We start from the raw sequence: 18,903 nt of genomic DNA, 5'->3' as shown, positions 1-18,903 counted from the left end.
TATTTTATTTTTGTACTTCTTATTTTATTTATTACTAAAATATTTATTATTTTGTATTAAAAAAGCCCTTCATCCCTATAAAAAGGGACGAAAGGCTGTTGCTCTCGCGGTACCACCCTAATTGCCAAAACTGGCCTCTTAGTAAGCATTGCTTATAGTCTGTAACGGGACTTCCCGTCTAAGTCTACTCTCTTTCAAGATTTCGGTTAGAAACTCCGAGATGTTCTTCAATATAAACTTCGTATTGAGCTTTCACCATCCTCAACTCGCTATGACTACCTTTTATATTTACTCTTCTCTTCACAGTCTATTATTGTTATATTATTTCAACTATTTAAAAAGATTATACCAACTTATATTTTTTTAGTCAATAATTTATTTTCTAAATAATTATCACAAATGTTTAATACTATATTTATTTATCAATAATATTAGCTAGGAGGTGCATTGCTTGAAATATCTATTTATATTTTTATTTATAATAACATTTATATCACCATCAGTTGATAAAGAATATTCTTCTAATATCATACGCTCATCTGTTTATAATTATATAACTTCTCTAGATAGAGCTAAAGATTATTTTGTAGAAAATGTTTCATTTTTTTCAAAGCTATCTAAATTAAGCTATAAAAAAGCATACGATAATGTCATGAAAGATAGAATATTAGTTAAACACTTAGTTTTATCCGGCGAGACTTTAGACGATATAATAAAAATTTATAATTCTGATATTGAGAATATTGAATATTTTAGATTAGTAGCTCTTAATGAAAATCCTGATACCATTTCCAAAGATTATCAAATATCTTATGGTGATTATATACTCGTTCCTAGTGAATAATTTATATTTTATGTAGACCTATTAAAATAGGTCTACTCATCTTAATATTTTAGCTAATTGTATAAATGTATTTTGCAAATCAAGTACTCCATAACCTCTTGTTACATTTGGATATATATATAAATCTTTCTTTCTTGCTCCAAGCATTAAGTAAGTTTTTAAAACTTCTGTAAATAATAAATTTCGTTTAAACGTACTCTGACTTGATACATATTCCATAAGTATAGCTACAACCCCACTTATCATAGAACTACTTACTCCTGTCCCCGTTGATGTTGTATAATTCCCGTTTTTAGATGGAGATATTATATCAACCCCTGGTGCTAATAAATCTGGCTTTATAGGTCTACCTCTTACTGGGCCTTTTGATGATCCTATCCATACACTATCAATCTTATCATCATATGCTCCTATAGTTATTGCATTTGAAACTGCACCAAACAAAGTTATAGTTACAAATGAATTTGGATCTATAAATCTAGTTTCATTAGAGATTAAGTTTTTATTTGGTAAATAAGCATCGTACAATCCATCTATAATAAATTCTGGAAATAACCTTAAAGTCCATACACCTGGCTTAACATTATTCAATTTTATTGTTAATTCTTGAGTCGCTGATTTTATCCAAGGATATAAATATCTCATTTCATAAAATGTATTTTCTATATTAAACTTGCCTCTATATATATAATCATCTGGTGCATATACAACTCTATAGCTTATTTCTCCTGATGGTGATATTATTGCTGCTGCTATTTTATCTGGACCTGCAACACTTAATGTTATATCTAAATTTTTTTGCTCTCCAATTTGAATTGGTATGTCTTGAATATCATTTAAACTACTTACCTGTCCTTGGTAATGTATATCCGTATTTCCTTCATTTCCAGCACCACTAACTACTATTACACCACTTACTGTTAAATAGTTAAAAGTATCTAATAATGTAGTTACTACTACAGACCTTGATCGTTCACCTAAAGTTAAATTAATTATCATATTTTTTTCTTCTTTTTGAGCTATATCTATAGCATATTTTATGCCTGCTAAAAAGTCTGATAAACCATAATTAATTTTTCCTTCTTTATAAGTATCTTTGTATTCTCTTAACTTTATTACTAATAATTCACTATCTACTGCTACCCCTTTGTATTCTCTGTTTAAGTTTCCTCTACCACATGCTATTCCCGAAGCTACTGTCCCAGTTCCAATAGTGTCTTCACTTAGACTTGGGTCATTATTTCTTATATATTCATTTATAATATCTTTCTTAAACTCACTTCCAAATTTTAGCCCTGTTGGTGGAGTTCCAAACTGACTTTCTTGATCCCATATAGATACTATTTTTGTGGTACCGTCTGGGTTTAAAAAATCAGGATGTAGATAATTTATTCCAGAATCTATAATTGTAATTATACATCCTTTTCCTGATGAACTTATATATGGATTTTTATCAACATAGTCAATACCTGATGCTATTTTTACGCTTGTTCCACTTTCTAAATTATCAGTTATATTAATTAATGAACTCATAGGTACTGATGGTATCCAATCTGATATGCTTTTTATAATTTTTAATGTTTCTTCTTCAAAACTTTCATTAACATAAATTGCTGCTATTTGACTATTTAGTATAATATATTCATCTATGTTATATAAATTTAAATCAGCCTCTAAACGTTCTAAATTCTCATAAACAACCACATATGATTTTTCCATATAGATATATTCTCCCTAAAATTACCTTAATTGTTCAAACAATCCTCTTATATCTAACTCTCCATATCCATAGCTATAATTAGGATATCCAACATCTTGATTTCTTCTGGCTCCTGCACTTAGATATGTTCTTATCTTTTGTACAAATGCTTTATTTTCATAATTCCCATTTACTTGTATATATTGAAGAAATAATGCAACTGCTCCTGATGTATAGGCTGATGCTATACCTGTTCCAGTACCTGTTGCATATGTTTTATTTATATATGGACCTATTATATTTACACCCGGGGCTACTATATCTGGTTTTAATACTGATTCTATAGTAGGTCCTCTTGAAGATGATGCCCATAAACTATTATTTATAGTATCGTATGCTCCTACACTTATTACATCATTTAATGTTGATGGATAATTTATAGTATTTTCCGGGTCACTCTTTGAAAATTTAGTTCCTGGTTTGATGAATTTTCTATTTTCTAGATACATATTATATATTCCATTTGTTATATATGCTCCTATTAATCTAATTTTCCAGATTCCCTTTTTAGCATTGGCTAAAGTTATTACTGTTCTTTGTTGGCCTGAGTAAGAAAATGGATACGAAAAAGATATTGTATATCTAGTATTTTCAAAATTGAATAGTCCACTTATAATATTAAAATCAGAAACAAATGCAAGCTGACTTTCCTCTCCACTTGGAGATATTATATATAAATCAATTTTATCTGGTCTATTTACCCATAGCTCTATATTTAAGATTTCTTCATCCTCACCTATATCTATCTCCACATCTTGTATATCTCCATTAAATCCTAATTTTCCTGATGCATGCGTCTGTGTATTACCTTCATTTCCTGCTCCTATTACTTGGCATAATCCATGCTCAAAAAACAATTTATCATAAGAAAGCCTAGAGCTAATTCCTACCAAACTATTATTTCCCAGGGAAATATTGTTAACAAGAGGTTTTCTTTCTTGTCTTGCCTTTTGATTCATATATTCCATAGCCGCTATTAAATAACCATTATTATAATCATTTTCTATTTTCTTTAATTTTACTATTATTAGATCTGATTCTTCTGCTACTCCTTTATACTCTGGATTTAAGTTTCCTAATCCTGCGCATATTCCACTTATCATAGTTCCTGTACCTTCTTCATCTACAGATAAAGAACCATCATTTTCTAAAATTGCTTTATTTATATCCTCTCTATTATACTCTGTACCTATATAAAATCCATTTGGTGGTTTTCCTTCTTTTGTTTGATCCCATAAATATAAAATTTTAGATGTTTTATCTGGATATATAAAATCGGGATGTAAATAATCAATCCCAGAATCTGCAATACCAATTATAACTCCTTTGCCGCTTATTGATAAATTAGGATTTTCTTTAATAAAATTTGCCCCTATATCTTCGTTAGCCACAACACCATTAAAAGTACCTCTATTTATATTCACTAACGATGATAATCTAACACTAGGTTCTAATCTATATATTGATTTCAAGTTGAAAAGATATTCAAAATTGCTAACTTCATAATTCTCCATAAATAATATACCAAAGGTATCTGAAATCTTTTCAAACTTAAATTTATCTCCTAGTTTTTTTAAATCTTCTTCAAAACCTTCTCCATAAACAACATTACCCACTAAGGTATAATTTACTCTAAAGTCTTTTTTCATAGTATTTATATCACCCCCGTATATACCATTATTTTTGTTAAAAATTTTTAGATAAAAATTTTAATCTTCTCTATAAAAAAGTATGCTTTAAATTCTTAAAGCATACTTTTTTTATTATAATCTACTTCCATTATCAACCCACTCTTTAGCATTTTCTACATTATTTAAAGATGGTATTGATACATTAGTTACTTCTTGTAGTTCCTGTGTATTTGCCCAAGCAGCTGTGCTTTCTTGATTTGTTGGCCTATTTGATTTTAATCTTTTATTATTTTCTCCACTTAATGCTTTACTTTTTTCATTTTGCAAAACTATCACCTCTTTTCATTTTTAGTTTTTGCATTATTTCTTATAAAATACGCTTTATTCAAAGTTATTTGAAATAGAAATAATGGTATCTTTGAGATTTAAAACTCCATATCCTTGAGATACATTTGGAAATGTATATATCTCATTCTTAGTCGCACCAAGCATTAAATATGTTTTTAACTGTTGAGTATATAATGCTTCTTCATACTCATTAGTTTGTTCTTTTATAAACTCCATCATTAATGCTAATACTCCACTTACTACTGATGAACTTACTCCAGTACCTGTTGCTGTATTATATGATTTGTCTTTGTATGTGGAAATTATATCAACACATGGTGCTACTATATCTGGTTTTATCCCACCATTTTTTATAGGTCCTTTTGATGAACCTATCCATAGGCTATCAGTCCTTCCATTGTATCCACCTATTGTTATTACACTTTCTGGTGTTGCATACATAGTTAGAGTTGCTACTGAATCTGGATCTAGAAATCTAGTATTTTCAGACATTAAATTTTTATTTGGCAAATATAAATCATACTCACCTCTAATTATAAATTCAGGTGCAAGTCTTACATTCCATATACCAGGCTTAACGTCTAGTAGTCTTATTATTAATTCTTGATGTCCTGATTCTAGCCATGGATAAGTAAATTTCATTTCATAGGCTGTGTCTTCTAAGTTAAACTTTCCTCTATATACGTAAAAATCTGGAGAATACATTATTTGATAGCTTACTTCTCCGCCTGGAGATATTATTGATGCCCCAATCTTATCTGGACCAACTGCCACTATTGTTATGTCTAAATTTAACTGTTCTCCTACTTGAATTGTTATATCATTTTTTTCTTCTAAAGATGTAATTATTCCTTGATAATGTATATCTGTATTTCCTTCATTTCCTGCACCACTTACTACTATAATTCCTGGTTTACCTATATCCGAAAATGTTTCTAACATAGTAAGATTTACTATTGATTTTGACATAAGACCTACTGTAAGATTTATTATTAATTCTTTTTTCTCTTTTTTAGCTATATCTAAAACATACTTTATTGCAGCTAAAAAATCTGTTTTTTCATAATTTGTTGTACCTTTTTTGTATCTATCTTTGTATTCTCTAAGTTTTACTATTATTAGTTCACTATCTACCGCCACACCTTTATATTCTCTATTTAACCTTCCATTGCCTGATGCAATTCCAGCTGCCATTGTTCCTGTGCCTATATTGTCTTTAGTTAATGTATCATCATTTTCTTTTATAGCTTGATTTATTTCATCTCTTGTAAATTCACTTCCATATAATAATCCTTTTGGAGGATTTTTTTTCATACTTTCTTGGTCCCATATCGATACTATCCTTGTTGTACCATCTAAATTTATAAAATCTGGGTGTAAGTAATCTATTCCAGAGTCTATTATAGCTATTAATATACCTTTTCCTGTAATATTTATATACGGATTTTTATAAATATAATCAGTTCCAGCAGCGCTAGTAGTACTTTCTCCTTCACTCATATTATTTGTTATATCTATTAATGAACTCATTGGAGCTGAATTTTGCCACCATGCAATAGTATCTATTTTAGTTAATTTTAATTCATCAAAATCTATAGGAACATATATTACTAATATAGTATCATTTAATATTATATATTTTTCTATTTGATTTTTTAATAAATCATTTATTACTTCATCTAAACTACCTTGATACACTATAATATAAGATTTTTCCACAGTGATTTTACTCCCTATCTAACTTTATTTTAATTGATTAAACATTCCAATTATATCTAGCTCTCCATATCCATAACTTTCATTTGGATAAATTATTTCCTTATTTCTTTTTGCACCTGCCTGAAGAAAAGTTCTTATCATTGTTGTGAATGATTTTTGTTTATAATAGCCTTCAACTAATGTGTATTGTAAGTAAAAACTAACAGCTCCAGATACATACGCAGCTGATGCTGCAGTTCCAGTTATAGTGGCATACTTATTATCTGGGTATGTTGATATTATGTTTACCCCTGGAGCTATTATGTCTGGCCTTAACAAACCATTTATAGTTGGTCCTCTTGAAGTAGGTGGCCATAAACTATTATTTATTATGTTATATGCTCCTACTGATATAACATCACTATATGTAGAAGGATAATTTATAGTATTATTTGGACTTGAATCTCTAAACTGAGTCCCTGGTTTTATAAGCACTCTATTTGGTAGATATATATTATAGATTCCATTACTTATGTATTCTCCTCTTAATCTAATCTTCCATACACCTTTTGTTACATTCTTTAGTCTTATTATAGTTTTTTGCTGACCTGAAAACGATGTTGGATATATATAAGTTATTGCATACCATGTACCTTCAAAATCAAATATTCCCGTTACCTCATTAAAATTTTCAACTTCAATGAACTTACTTACTTCTCCACTTGGTGATATTACTGCTACACTAGCCTTATCTGGTTTATTTATCCATAAATTAATATCAAGAAATTCTTCATCTTCAGCAAGTTCCAATTCTATATCTTGCTCATCTCCATTAAAATTAATCACTCCTGTAGCATGAGTTCTAGTATTGCCTTCATTTCCAACTGCAGATACAAGGCATACTCCTCTACTAAATAATGGTGTATCTGATAATATCCTCTGTGTAGCTCCTACTACGTCATTACTTCCTAAAGATATATTTATTACCAAAGGCATTTTCGCTTCTGCTGCTTTTTTATAGGCATAATCCATCGCAGCTTCTACAAGTGCATTATTATAATTTCCATCAATTTTTTTTAGTTTTACGATTATCAACTCTGCATCTGGAGCTACACCTTCATATCGTTTATCTATATTTCCAAGTCCTGCACATATACCACTTAACATTGTACCTGTTCCCTCTTCATCTACTGACAAAGACTTATCATTTTCTAAAATTGCTTTATTTATTTCTTCTCTTGTATATTCTGTACCTATATAAAACTCATTTGGTGGTCTACCATCTTTAGTTTGATCCCATAAATATAATATTTTAGATGTTCTGTCTGGATATATAAAATCTTCATGTAAGTAATCTATTCCAGAATCGATTATAGCTATTAATACACCTTTACCGGTTAAATTTATATTTATATTATCTTTAAAAAAATTTGCACCAATTTCCTCTGTGGCTACAACTCCGTTCTCTATCCCTCTAGTTATAGTTCCTAGTGAGTTCATTGTTATTATAGGTTCTGAGGTTTTATAAGAGCTTAAACGTTTTATTGTACTAATCTTATTTTGTTCTCCTAAAGGTATCATTAATATTCCATTTTTATCACTTATAGGATAAAACTTATAATCTAAATTTGTTTTTTTTAATTCTTCTTCAAATCCAGGTCCATGAAAAATTTGAATATATGTTTTTATATCGTCTGGAATTTCTAGTCTTCTAAGCTTTTTCGCTTTTTTTTTATTACTTCTATATAAAAAATCGTATTCATTATTCATTTGAGACATACTACTCAAATCTACATTTGATAAATCAAAAAGGCCGTATCCCATAGAGTTATTTGGGTATCTATATACAGGGTTTCTTCTAGCTTCCTTTATAAGAAATGCTCTTAACTTTTGACCATAAAAAAATAAATCATTTCTATTTACAATTCCCCATTCCATTAAGAGCGCTGCCGAGCCAGTCACATGTGGAGTAGCCATACTCGTTCCTGTTAAGGCACCTAAACTCCCACCTGGTAATACTGATAGTATATCTTCTCCTGGAGCTAGTAAGTCTGGCTTAATTACATTTCTTTCTATATCCCCTTCTCCTGAGAATACAGATACATTGTCAGTTCTTGAGTTAAAACTTCCAACAGTTATTACCTTACTTGCAGTTCCTGGAACAGTTACAGTCAAATTTTTATCTGCACCTAAAAATCTAGTATCTTTGCTTATTCCCTCTGACGTTGGTAGGTATATATTTACATTTCCTACGACTACATCTATAGGCGTAAATACCAATTTCCATATTCCCGCATTTATAAATGTATTCGATGTCATTTGAAGAGTAACCCTTCTTATAAGAGAATATGGTGCTATAGGGTAAAAGTATCCTTTTATTCTAGTTGCACCTATTATATTTCTTATTTCTCCTGATGTTAATGATATTTCTTGCGTTTTAGCGTTAGATGGACTTACCAACCTAACACTAAAATTATCAATAAAGTCAGGCCATATATTTATATTTAGTATCTTTTCTGAATCACCTACTACAAATTCAACTTCAACTTCTCTATCTTGCTTTATGTTTATATTTCTATGTCCGCCTTTGTCTGCATTATTTCCAGCTGCAACAACTATATTATTCTTCCAAAATGAACACATATCATCTATATATTGTTCAAATAACGATAATCCTCTATGAGATCCTTCATTACTACCATAGCTTATATTTATAACAATTGGCATTAATAGTTCTAATGCTTTATTTAATACAAATTTTATAGCCCTCATAAACTCTGTACTTCTAGAAAAAACATCAGTTGATCTATTTCCAACTCTTACAACTATTAATTTAGCTTCATTTGCAATTTGAGCGCATATCCCTGCTACATGAGTTCCATGGGCACTAGTTGCAGATATCGGTATTATCTTTTCTCCTCTTATTGCACTATTTATATCTTCATTTGTATAAAGAGTACCATTTCTAAATCCTTCTGGAGGGTTTCCTTGTATTGATTGGTCCCAATAATAAAGTATTTTTGAATTTCCCTGATTATCTTTAAATACATCTAAATTGTAATCTATCCCCGAATCAATGATACCTATTATTGTTCCTTTTCCACTTAGATTGTTTAAACTCTTAAACCTAGTTATTCCAGTTCTCGAAAAACTTTGTACATCTTGAGTGGTTAATATAAATGGTTTTTCTATAAATACTATTTGAGGATAATTAAGTAGCGCATCAATTTTTTCTGCACTATCAGCTGTTATTATGGCGTAGTTATATTCTAAAATTTCTACGAATACCCCTAATTCTTGTTGTATAAACGAAATATCTCCATTATATCTGACAATTACTTCAAATTCGATAAAAACACCCCCTATGCTTATACCTATATTTATTTTTGCTATTTCTAATATTTATAATATATATGTATGTATTTATGCTAAATTTATTGTATAATACATATATTGATTTATTTTAAATCAATTAAGATAAAATATTAGATTAGAAAGGATGTATTAATTTGAAAAATAAAAAAATTAATCTAAGTCTCGTACTTACATTAGTAGTTTCTTATATAATAATAAAACTTATAGATAATTATCAGTACTTCTTAGGTATTTTGAAAGTTTTATTTTCGCTTTTAACTCCATTTGTTATAGCATTTGTATTAGCATATATATTCACTCCTATTGTTAGTTTCTTAGAAAATAAGTTTAAGATTAAAAGGATATTTGCTTTATGTATAACATATGGATTTTTACTTCTTATAATAGGTTCTTTCATATTCATTACAGTACCTATATTAATAAGTAGTTTAGCAGATATAATAAGTCAAGTTCCTTTATATGCTGAAAAGACTCAAACTTTTCTTATACAGATTGGTGATAGCTTAAAAAATGTTGATCCAAATACTTTAAAATCAGTAGGAGATAAACTATTTTCTGCTATGCCACAAATAAGTAATTTACTAATAGGATATTTAGGACAAGTATTTTCAACTACATTCTCGATATCTAAATTTATTGTACAATTTGTATTAGCGTTTATAATATGCTTTTACATTATTCTCGAAAAAGAAGATTTCTTTTCATTTTATAAAAAGACTCTAAACGTAATATTTGGTCAAAAGTTTTGTAATTTAACTTTAGATATTGGAAGTACCTTAAACGAAAATATAGGTAAATATTTCACAGGAAAAATAATAGATTCTGCTATAGTTGGTTTAATATCAGGTATAGGTCTTCAGCTTATTGGGTCTCCATATTCTTTATTATTTGGAGTTTTAATGGGAGTTACAAACTTAATTCCTTATTTTGGACCTGTTATTGGTATGACACCAGTCGTATTAATAAATATATTTTATAACCCTAGTATAGCAATATTTTCATTAGTATATTTAATGCTAGTTCAACAAGTTGAGATTGCCTTTATAGAACCTAAAATAGTCGGTGGTCAGCTAGGGCTTAGTCCATTTTTAACTATACTTGCTGTAACAATTGGTGGCGGTTTTTTTGGTATACCAGGTATGATTTTATCAGTTCCTATAATGGGTGTTATAAAGATATATCTTAATAAATTTTTTGATTATAAACAAAATCAACTAAATATATAAAAAATGAGTAGCATATGCTACTCATTTTTTATATATTTACTGTTTATGTATAAATTAATTACGATATTGTAATCATAAGTAACAGGGGTGTAACTATTATATTTTGATAATTATGTTAATATTTAATTATAGAAATAATATTTATATAATTAAAATAATTTATGAAAGTTGGTGTATTATGAAAAAGGCAATTATAGTTTTATCTATCTTATGTGGTTGTTTAATTATTCAACAACCTTTACAAAAAGTTGTTTTTGCTCAACCTGCTATCACAATTTCAAATAATCAACATGAACTTACTAAAGAAGATGCTAAAAACCTTCTTATAAAATATAATGATAAAGTAGATTATATATATCAAGGAGATGCTAGTAAATTCGAATATCTAAAATCTAAAAATCTTGAAGGATATGTATTCTTACCAGATGTAGAAACAGATATTGGATATTTTGTTGATAAAAATACTAGTGATATATACTATTTCCATCCAAGTGGATATTTAGAACTAGTAAATGATATAAAAAAATAAAAGGAGTGGGTAACCACTCCTTTTATTTTATGAATTTTCTTCGATTTTTTTACTAAGCCTAGATAACATATTCTTAGAAAAGTCTGATATATCTTTTGGGATACATGTATACGTAGATAATATTGAATAGATTTCAATGGCTCTTTTGTAGTCTCTTTTGCCTGCATATGACTTAAAAGCTTCTTCTGCTAAATCTTTAGAAGCACTACTTATTTGTTCATATCTTCTTCTCAAAACCATCTCTCCTCTAATAAAGTATATCTACTTATATGTTTTTTATTACTGATTTATTACTGGTTCTTCTATATCTACATCTTCATCGCTAACTTTTCTTTTTATAATTTCAATATTACTATGTTTTGAATATTTATCATCCTTGTTAGCCTTTACATAAACTTCTAGGTCTACATTTTCATCAGAAAGTTTTATTGTATATTTATTACTTTCTATATTACTTTCAAGAAGTGTAAACCCTTCATCTTGATTTAAATTGTTTTTAACATAAATACTGTATTTAACATTTTTTATATCTAATTTATCCCAAGTAAGTGTTGCTAAATTATTATTACTATCTATAGATGCTTTTAGATTTTTAACTTCTACATTCTGTATATCTTCATCTATTGGCTTTATATCTATAGTGCTACTTGGATTTGTCATACCATATTTAGTCTTACCAACTACATATATGTTTATATTTGGTATTTTACCATCTATTAAATCAATCTCTATATTTTTATGTATAGTATTTGAATCTATTTTATCCTTTTGTACTTTTATTGAATCGTATAAATTAAAATCTGAATCATTTAATGAATTATTTTTTAAGTATATATAATATTCATTTACATCATTTATATAATCCCATGATAATTTAACTAAAAGTTTACCATCTACTATCTCATATAAAGCTTTTATATTCTCTACTTTGTTACTTGTAATTGACTCCTTACTAACCTTTATAGTTACTATTTTTTCTTTTTCACCACAGATTATTCTTACCTTTTCTTTTCCTTCTTTTATTCCGGTTATAACTCCTGTGTTTTTATCAAGACTTATATTTCTGTCTAATCCTAATTTATTTTCAACTAGTTCATATCTTACCTTAGGATGTTTAAGTCCAACAGGCATAGTTATTATATCTGGTTTCAACGTTTTACTTTTTTCAAGTCCTACTTCTATAGTACTACTTATAGATATTTCTGCAATCTTTGCTTGTATATTATACTTTAAAGTTTCTACCATATCTTTAGACTTTATATACACCTTAGCGCTACCTACACCCACAGCTTTTATTTTATTGTCATCTATTTTTATAACATCTTCATTACTACTTTCATAAAATACTTTTTCTTTTTCTTTAAATTTGTCATAATCTACTTTAACTTCTGATGTTATAGTAGCACTATCTCCTACATACTTTAAATTATTATCAACACTATATGTTATATCCTCAACTTTCGGATCTATAACTCTTATGTTGACTTTCCTTAGCACTCTTTGATTTTTCATAACACCTATTGTTGATATTCCTTCTTTTTTACCTATTAATTCATTTCCTTTTATCTCTAGAATATTCTTACTATCTAATACGTTAAACCAAATATCAGGTTTTTTTGCATAAGATGGTATACAAATATAGTCTCCACTAGATAATTTAACTTTATCATTTAATTTTATAGTATATTCATCTATATCTGTAACATAATCTCCATTTACTACTTTAAGTTCTATACCTCTTACAATAGGGCTTAAAACTCCAAATTTAAAAAGAAAGTACTGCAAAAATACTAATATAGGTAAAGATACTAATATGAATAACCACTTGCTATTTTTACTAACCTTCTTCATTTAACCACATCCTTTATGACAATTCATTTTATCTATGATTAAATCTTAGTGTACTAATATCTATATTAATTCCATATGTTTACTAAAATCCCTTTAAAGCACTTTTTATTATCATATTTGATTATTATCCATAAAGTTAAACTCTAATCATTCTTGCATTTAAGTATAACTTTATAATTTAATAAAAAAATTTTACAATAAATAAAAGCTACAGATTTAGGAATACCTATATCTGTAGCAAAATATTATCTATCTTTTACTTGGACATTATACTTTTCTATTAAATTATCGACAACATTATTTTGTTTTTCATATGATAGCTTATACTCTAATTCTTCTTTTATATCATCAAAGTTTTCTTGCTTTTCATCAGTCTTTTTTATTATGTGATATCCAAATTGAGTTTCTACGGGTTCTTTACTTATTTCACCTACTTTTAAAGCAAATGCTTCTTTTTCAAATGGCTCTACCATTTGCCCCTTTGTGAAGAAATCAAGGTCTCCTCCATTATCTTTACTACTATCTTCAGAATATTCTTTTGCTAATTTAGCAAAATCTTCTCCAGCTTGAGCTTTTTTAAGTATTTCATCTATTTTTTCTTTAATCTTTTTCTTTTCATCTTCACTTAAAGCATTTCCATCTTTATCTGTAGTCTTAAGAAGTATGTGAGATGCTCTAACCTTTAAGAATTCATCTTTGTTTTTATCATAATAGTTTTTAGCTTCTTTATCACTTACTTCTGAAGCCTTTTTTATATATTTAGTAGCTATAATTTCCTTTTCTAAATCTTTTTCTGAATCTTTCTTACTTATACCAAATTTATTTATATATTCTTCTTCTGATATTCCAAATTGTTTACTAATACTTTCCATTAAAGAACTATATTCAGCATCAATTTCTTCTTGTGTAGCTTTTATGCCATCCTTTTTTCCTTCTAAATATAATACTTCTGTTGTAGTCATATAATCTATCATACTATCTTCATAAGCTTTTATTTGTTCATCCGTCATTTCTGTTTTACCATTTATATAAAATAAAGGTTCCATCTTTTTTTCAAGTTCTTTTCCAGTTATTTTAGTATCTCCAATTGTTGCTATTACCTTATTGGCACTATAGTTTTTGTGTGTCGCTGGTAACTTTCTTCCAGCATTTTTTCCAGTAGTAAATCCTACGCCTATACATAATATACCTACTAATGAAGTTATTATAACAGTTTTTATCATTCCTTTATTTTTTTTTGCTGGTTTTATTTCACTTTTTTCTACCTTTTCATGTTCATCTAAATTATTTATCTTCTTATCTTCAGACATTTACATCCTCCCTAATACCTATTTTTTATAACTATTTATATTTTACATCATTTGAAATGTAAATAAAATTAAAATTTAATAAAGTAGTGTATTCTTGTCTCTATCATTAACTATTTTAGTATATATAAGTGAATGGTAATTGAAGTGCTTATGAATTTATTATGAATTTAAATATTTCTTAAACTATATCTTATTTCATATCTACCTACTTTTGTATCTTTTTCTTTTAGCATTTTAACAACTTCTTTTTTATCTTTTTTTAAATGATTCGCACATTCATCTAAAGACTTAAATATCTCTATTACTTCTCCTTTTGTGTCTATAAGTTCTACTTTCTTTTTCCCCCCTCTTTTAATTATTGATTTATATTTATTAAAATACTCATCATACTCTTCATCTATACACTCAAATATATAGTGCATTTTCACAGGGTCTAATTTATCACTACATAATATTTCTTCTCTTTTTTCCTTTGATATTTTTGAAGTAAATATTTTATTATTTAATATCGTTAAAATCTGAGAGGGCTTTTTATTACTATCCAAATAACTTTCATACTCTTTTTCAAGATTTAACTCTTTACTTAAATACTTTATAGCTCCTCCTAGATAATCAGTATATCCATACTTTAGGTTTTCCTTTATATACTCAATAGGAATTCCTAGATTTTTAGCACACTCTTTATGTGTCTTAAAAACTCTCTCTTCTTTTGTATATACATCTATAGCTTTAATAGACATACCTCTTTTTATTTTTATATCTTTTATATAACATTTATCGTCTTCACTAACAATTTCTATACTTTTATTTTCAATTTTTTCTTTTTTATGTTCTTTACTTTCATTATAAGTCCTATCTTCATTATGTATTCCATCTTTTTTAACTTCTTTTATTTCACTTATTTTATTATTTTTATCTGGTTTTACAATCTCTTCTTTATATACTACTTTATCTTTTTTATGTATTTTTGAGTTATCTTTATTTTGTTCTACTAAATGTTTTACCTTATTTATAAATTTCTTTAACAACACTTTTCCTCCCTAAAATTGTCGATATTATATGTATTATGCCTTATAATATATTACTAAAATATACGTTATTAGTAAACTAATTCCATAATTTTATTAATTAATTATTTAACACAGATTTTTGGGTATCATGTAATAATTTCTGTATATAATTATCCTTTTTTCTGTTATAATATAACATAATATAACTTATTTCGAGTTAATTAGTGTACTTTATATTTATATATAATATACCTTTAATATAATTTAGTACATTATATTTTATATCATAATATAATAAAGGGTGGTAATATAATGCTTAAAAACTTAAATGAAGCCAACAAATGTATTAATTGTAAAAATGCAAGATGTCAAAATAATTGTCCTATAAATACTCCAATCCCTCAAATTATTGAGCTATACAAGGATGGTAAAATAAAAGAAGCTGGTAAAATACTATTTGAAAATAATCCTTTATCAGCAATATGTGCCATAGTATGTCCACATGAAAACCAATGTAGAGGTAATTGTATAAAAGGCATAAAAGGTGAACCTGTACGTTTTCATGATATTGAACATGAAATATCTAGCGAATATTTAGAAGATATAACTCTAAAAAAACCAAAACAAAATGGTGTTAAAGTTGCTGTTGTAGGTTCTGGTCCTGCTGGTATTACAGTTGCACTTAACTTAGCTTTAAGAGGCTATGATGTTACTATATTTGAAAAAAATGAAAAAATAGGTGGAGTATTAACTTATGGTATACCATCTTTTAGACTGCCAAGAACTAATATTGATTTATTAGAAAAAAGACTAAAAGAATTAGGCGTTAAAATAAAAATAAACTCGCTTATAGGTCCTGTAGTTACTTTATCTAAACTATTTGAGGATGGATATAAATCTATATTTATCGGTACTGGTGTTTGGAATCCAAGAAGACTTGATATAAAAGGTGAATCTCTTGGACATGTTCACTATGCTATTAACTATCTAAGATCCCCTGAAAGTTATGACCTTGGAAATAAGGTTATAGTAATAGGTGCTGGTAATGTAGCAATGGATGCTTCTAGAAGTGCAAAATACTTTGGCTCAGATTGTGTAGAAATATTCTATAGAAGAGACTTTGATAGTATGAGTGCTACAAAGCATGAAATACATGAAGCTCAAAATGAAGGTGTTTTATTTAAAACTTTCAAGGCCCCTGTTGAAATAGTTGATGAAGGTATAATATTTGAAGATACTGAAGTTGTATTAAATGAAGATGGCACTGAGTCTTTAGTTTCTATAGAAGGAAGTCAAAAGCTATATGAATGTGATAGTATATTAATAGCTATTAGCCAAATTCCTAAAAACAATATAGTTATAAACAATAAAGGTCTTGATACTAAAAATAATGGACTTTTAATGACTAACGAGTTTGGCCAAACTACAAGAGAAGGTGTATTTGCCTGTGGGGATGTTACAAATGGAGCTAAGACTGTTATAGAAGCTGTTGTAGATGCTAAAAAAGTTTGTGATTCTATGGATAACTACCTTAAGCAATTTATAAAATAAAAAAAAATTCCTAGATATCTAGGAATTTTTTTTTGCTTTAATAAGATTTAACTTCTTATAACTACTCATTATTATAGGGATCATAACTAAAGAACCAATTAGAGCATCTATCATATCTATAACTGTATCCTTAAGCCCACCTACTTGCATATTAGTTCCTATAAAAGTATCTAATAAAAATTCAATTATTTCCCATAAGCTCGCTACCCCCATGCTAAACATAAATAGGTATATAATTATAAATATTTTGCTTATAGATTTTATTTTGTTATCATTAAAAAATAACAATAATGAATATGCTACACTACAACTTATAAGACCTGACCAAACATGTAAAAAATCATCATAATGATTTATGTCGTAAAAATCATAGCAAGAACCTAATAAAGAAGATATCATTATAAATAAGGCTAATACTAAATATAAATTGTCATTTATAAGCCTTTTATTCTTTTGATTTATCTTATGAAGCGCTATTGTAGCTATTAAGCAAAAAGATGCTATACCTATGTTTCTTATTTCACCATTTTTAAAAAATAATATAAGAGATATTGAGTATAAAATATATAAAGCATATGTTGTATATTTCGTTGATTTTTTATTACCCATAATAATCACTCTTTTCCTATTATTGTATTATTTATATATTAATTTTAATATGTGTTTATAACTTACTATTTTAACATTTTTTTATATTTTACAATATTGATATAGTCAATATTGTAAAATATAAAAATGTAGGAATTACTTTCTATAATTCCTACATTTTGTATTATCCATTATTAATTACATTTTTATCTATAAAGTTAAATATTCTATTAAAATATTCATCTCCTAATACGTCATATCCGTTTACATGCTCTACATTATCTATAAGCCATAATTCTTTTTTATCATGCGGTATATTTTCATATATTATCTTACTACTTTGTGGTGAGCATACCTTATCTTCTTTTCCATGTATTAAGAACATTGGAGTAGTTATATTTTGAACTTCTTTATAAGGTTTTACATCTTCATAAGAAAATCCTGATTTTACTTGTGTGTATATATCTCCCATAAATTTTGCATATCCTACAGGGAGTAGTGGTATATTTTCAGCCTCTATTCCAAGTCTTATTGCATCAGCCATTTCATGATATGGTGAATCTACTATATAAAAGTCTACATATTTATTTTTTTCATTTAAACTAGAGTGCATAAGTGCAGTACCTGCTCCCATTGAATGTCCATGTACCCCAAGTAATCCATTAGGGTATCTTTCATGTACAAATTTAGTTACATTTTCTAAATCATATCTTTCATATAGTCCAAATGTATAATCATCTCCTCCAGTATTTCCTGTATGTCTTTGGTTGTATATAACTGCATTATATCCTTTTTCTAGGTACTCATATGCCTTATCTAGATATTCATAATAATAACTTTCTATGCCATGAACTAATATAACAGTCTTATCTGTTTTTATGTTTGACTTTATAAGCTTAGCTTCTATTTTATAACCATTTTCTGGTGAATCTATAAATACATCTTCATTTTCATAATTTTTAAGTCTTTCTAGTGGCTTATTTTCTCTACTTGAAAATACTTCTACAACATCTTCATTTTTTATTTTCTGACTAGAACCTACCGAACCATCATAAACTAAATATCCTATAAATGTAGATACTCCTATAAATACTGTCAAAGACAATCCTATTACTTTTAATCTTATTTTATTGCTTTTATTCATATTTTTCTCCTTTGTTACCTAGTACTAAAACCTAGTATA

General features: G+C 27.5%; 15 protein-coding genes and 1 other annotated feature. Of the genes, 4 read left to right on the top strand and 11 right to left on the bottom strand.

All coding sequences use genetic code 11. From position 1 onward, the window contains the following. Positions 1 to 80 precede the first annotated feature (80 nt). Positions 81 to 313 (bottom strand) — a binding site (T-box leader). A 138-nt stretch (positions 314 to 451) separates the two neighbouring features. Further along, positions 452 to 844: a hypothetical protein gene (locus tag I4U66_RS01605; RefSeq protein WP_195928341.1), complete on the top strand. Its 393-nt coding sequence runs from the start codon at positions 452 to 454 to the stop codon at positions 842 to 844. A 36-nt stretch (positions 845 to 880) separates the two neighbouring features. Here I4U66_RS01605 and cspC (I4U66_RS01600) read toward each other — a convergent pair whose 3' ends face one another. The 5 genes from cspC (I4U66_RS01600) to cspBA form a co-directional block, all read right to left on the bottom strand. After that, positions 881 to 2,563 carry a bile acid germinant receptor pseudoprotease CspC gene (gene cspC / locus I4U66_RS01600; protein ID WP_195928340.1) on the bottom strand — a complete coding sequence of 561 codons (1,683 nt, stop codon included), beginning with the start codon at positions 2,561 to 2,563 and terminating at the stop codon, positions 881 to 883. Between the two features lie 21 nt (positions 2,564 to 2,584). After that, positions 2,585 to 4,252, bottom strand: coding sequence for a S8 family peptidase (locus tag I4U66_RS01595; RefSeq protein WP_195928339.1), 1,668 nt, complete (start codon positions 4,250 to 4,252; stop codon positions 2,585 to 2,587). Between the two features lie 114 nt (positions 4,253 to 4,366). Beyond that, positions 4,367 to 4,561 (bottom strand): CDIF630_02480 family spore surface protein, encoded by a 195-nt coding sequence (locus I4U66_RS01590; RefSeq protein WP_092926787.1) that lies wholly within the window; start codon positions 4,559 to 4,561, stop codon positions 4,367 to 4,369. A gap of 54 nt (positions 4,562 to 4,615) precedes the next feature. After that, positions 4,616 to 6,301: a bile acid germinant receptor pseudoprotease CspC gene (gene cspC, locus I4U66_RS01585; protein WP_195928338.1), complete on the bottom strand. Its 1,686-nt coding sequence runs from the start codon at positions 6,299 to 6,301 to the stop codon at positions 4,616 to 4,618. A 24-nt stretch (positions 6,302 to 6,325) separates the two neighbouring features. Further along, positions 6,326 to 9,631, bottom strand: coding sequence for a bifunctional germination protease/germinant receptor pseudoprotease CspBA (cspBA, locus tag I4U66_RS14795; protein WP_271970323.1), 3,306 nt, complete (start codon positions 9,629 to 9,631; stop codon positions 6,326 to 6,328). A gap of 158 nt (positions 9,632 to 9,789) precedes the next feature. On the opposite strand from cspBA, the gene I4U66_RS01575 reads away from it, so the two are divergent. Then, a complete protein-coding gene (locus tag I4U66_RS01575; RefSeq protein ID WP_092926793.1) occupies positions 9,790 to 10,881 on the top strand; it encodes an AI-2E family transporter in 1,092 nt (363 codons plus the stop codon). Positions 10,882 to 11,059: 178 nt separating this feature from the next. Beyond that, positions 11,060 to 11,410 carry a hypothetical protein gene (locus tag I4U66_RS01570; protein ID WP_166505029.1) on the top strand — a complete coding sequence of 117 codons (351 nt, stop codon included), beginning with the start codon at positions 11,060 to 11,062 and terminating at the stop codon, positions 11,408 to 11,410. A gap of 27 nt (positions 11,411 to 11,437) precedes the next feature. On the opposite strand, the gene I4U66_RS01565 is transcribed toward I4U66_RS01570, so the two are convergent. The 4 genes from I4U66_RS01565 to I4U66_RS01550 all read right to left on the bottom strand — a co-directional run bounded on the left by I4U66_RS01565 (position 11,438) and on the right by I4U66_RS01550 (position 15,599). After that, positions 11,438 to 11,644 carry a hypothetical protein gene (locus tag I4U66_RS01565; RefSeq protein WP_092926795.1) on the bottom strand — a complete coding sequence of 69 codons (207 nt, stop codon included), beginning with the start codon at positions 11,642 to 11,644 and terminating at the stop codon, positions 11,438 to 11,440. 45 nt (positions 11,645 to 11,689) lie between these two features. Then, a complete protein-coding gene (locus I4U66_RS01560; RefSeq protein ID WP_195928337.1) occupies positions 11,690 to 13,261 on the bottom strand; it encodes a hypothetical protein in 1,572 nt (523 codons plus the stop codon). A gap of 245 nt (positions 13,262 to 13,506) precedes the next feature. Then, positions 13,507 to 14,571, bottom strand: a complete 1,065-nt coding sequence (locus I4U66_RS01555; protein WP_195928336.1) for a peptidylprolyl isomerase — start codon at positions 14,569 to 14,571, stop codon at positions 13,507 to 13,509. Between the two features lie 167 nt (positions 14,572 to 14,738). Next, positions 14,739 to 15,599, bottom strand: coding sequence for a hypothetical protein (locus I4U66_RS01550; protein WP_092926800.1), 861 nt, complete (start codon positions 15,597 to 15,599; stop codon positions 14,739 to 14,741). A gap of 294 nt (positions 15,600 to 15,893) precedes the next feature. Here I4U66_RS01550 and I4U66_RS01545 point away from each other — a divergent pair, with 294 nt between their 5' ends. Further along, on the top strand, positions 15,894 to 17,132 hold the full coding sequence (locus tag I4U66_RS01545) for an NAD(P)-dependent oxidoreductase (RefSeq protein WP_092926802.1): 1,239 nt from the start codon (positions 15,894 to 15,896) through the stop codon (positions 17,130 to 17,132). Between the two features lie 18 nt (positions 17,133 to 17,150). On the opposite strand, the gene I4U66_RS01540 is transcribed toward I4U66_RS01545, so the two are convergent. Beyond that, complete coding sequence (locus I4U66_RS01540; protein WP_092926804.1) at positions 17,151 to 17,741, bottom strand: hypothetical protein; 591 nt, start codon at positions 17,739 to 17,741, stop codon at positions 17,151 to 17,153. Between the two features lie 163 nt (positions 17,742 to 17,904). Then, the gene (locus I4U66_RS01535) at positions 17,905 to 18,864 is read right to left on the bottom strand and encodes an alpha/beta hydrolase (protein ID WP_195928335.1); all 960 of its coding nucleotides are present in this window, start codon (positions 18,862 to 18,864) and stop codon (positions 17,905 to 17,907) included. Between the last annotated feature and the right edge of the window lie 39 nt (positions 18,865 to 18,903).

This window comes from Romboutsia sp. D33t1_170424_H2, from assembly GCF_015669105.1.
GTDB classification, from domain to species: Bacteria; Bacillota; Clostridia; order Peptostreptococcales; family Peptostreptococcaceae; genus Romboutsia_C; species Romboutsia_C hominis.
This window is presented reverse-complemented; position numbering and strand designations above follow the sequence as displayed.

Coding starts and splice junctions, on each gene's coding strand:
- cspC (WP_195928340.1), bottom strand. CDS start 2,563: ATGGAAAAATCATATGTGGTTGTTTATGAGAATTTAGAACGTTTAGAG.
- I4U66_RS01595 (WP_195928339.1), bottom strand. CDS start 4,252: ATGAAAAAAGACTTTAGAGTAAATTATACCTTAGTGGGTAATGTTGTT.
- I4U66_RS01570 (WP_166505029.1), top strand. CDS start 11,060: ATGAAAAAGGCAATTATAGTTTTATCTATCTTATGTGGTTGTTTAATT.
- I4U66_RS01560 (WP_195928337.1), bottom strand. CDS start 13,261: ATGAAGAAGGTTAGTAAAAATAGCAAGTGGTTATTCATATTAGTATCT.
- I4U66_RS01555 (WP_195928336.1), bottom strand. CDS start 14,571: ATGTCTGAAGATAAGAAGATAAATAATTTAGATGAACATGAAAAGGTA.
- I4U66_RS01545 (WP_092926802.1), top strand. CDS start 15,894: ATGCTTAAAAACTTAAATGAAGCCAACAAATGTATTAATTGTAAAAAT.
- I4U66_RS01540 (WP_092926804.1), bottom strand. CDS start 17,741: ATGGGTAATAAAAAATCAACGAAATATACAACATATGCTTTATATATT.
- I4U66_RS01535 (WP_195928335.1), bottom strand. CDS start 18,864: ATGAATAAAAGCAATAAAATAAGATTAAAAGTAATAGGATTGTCTTTG.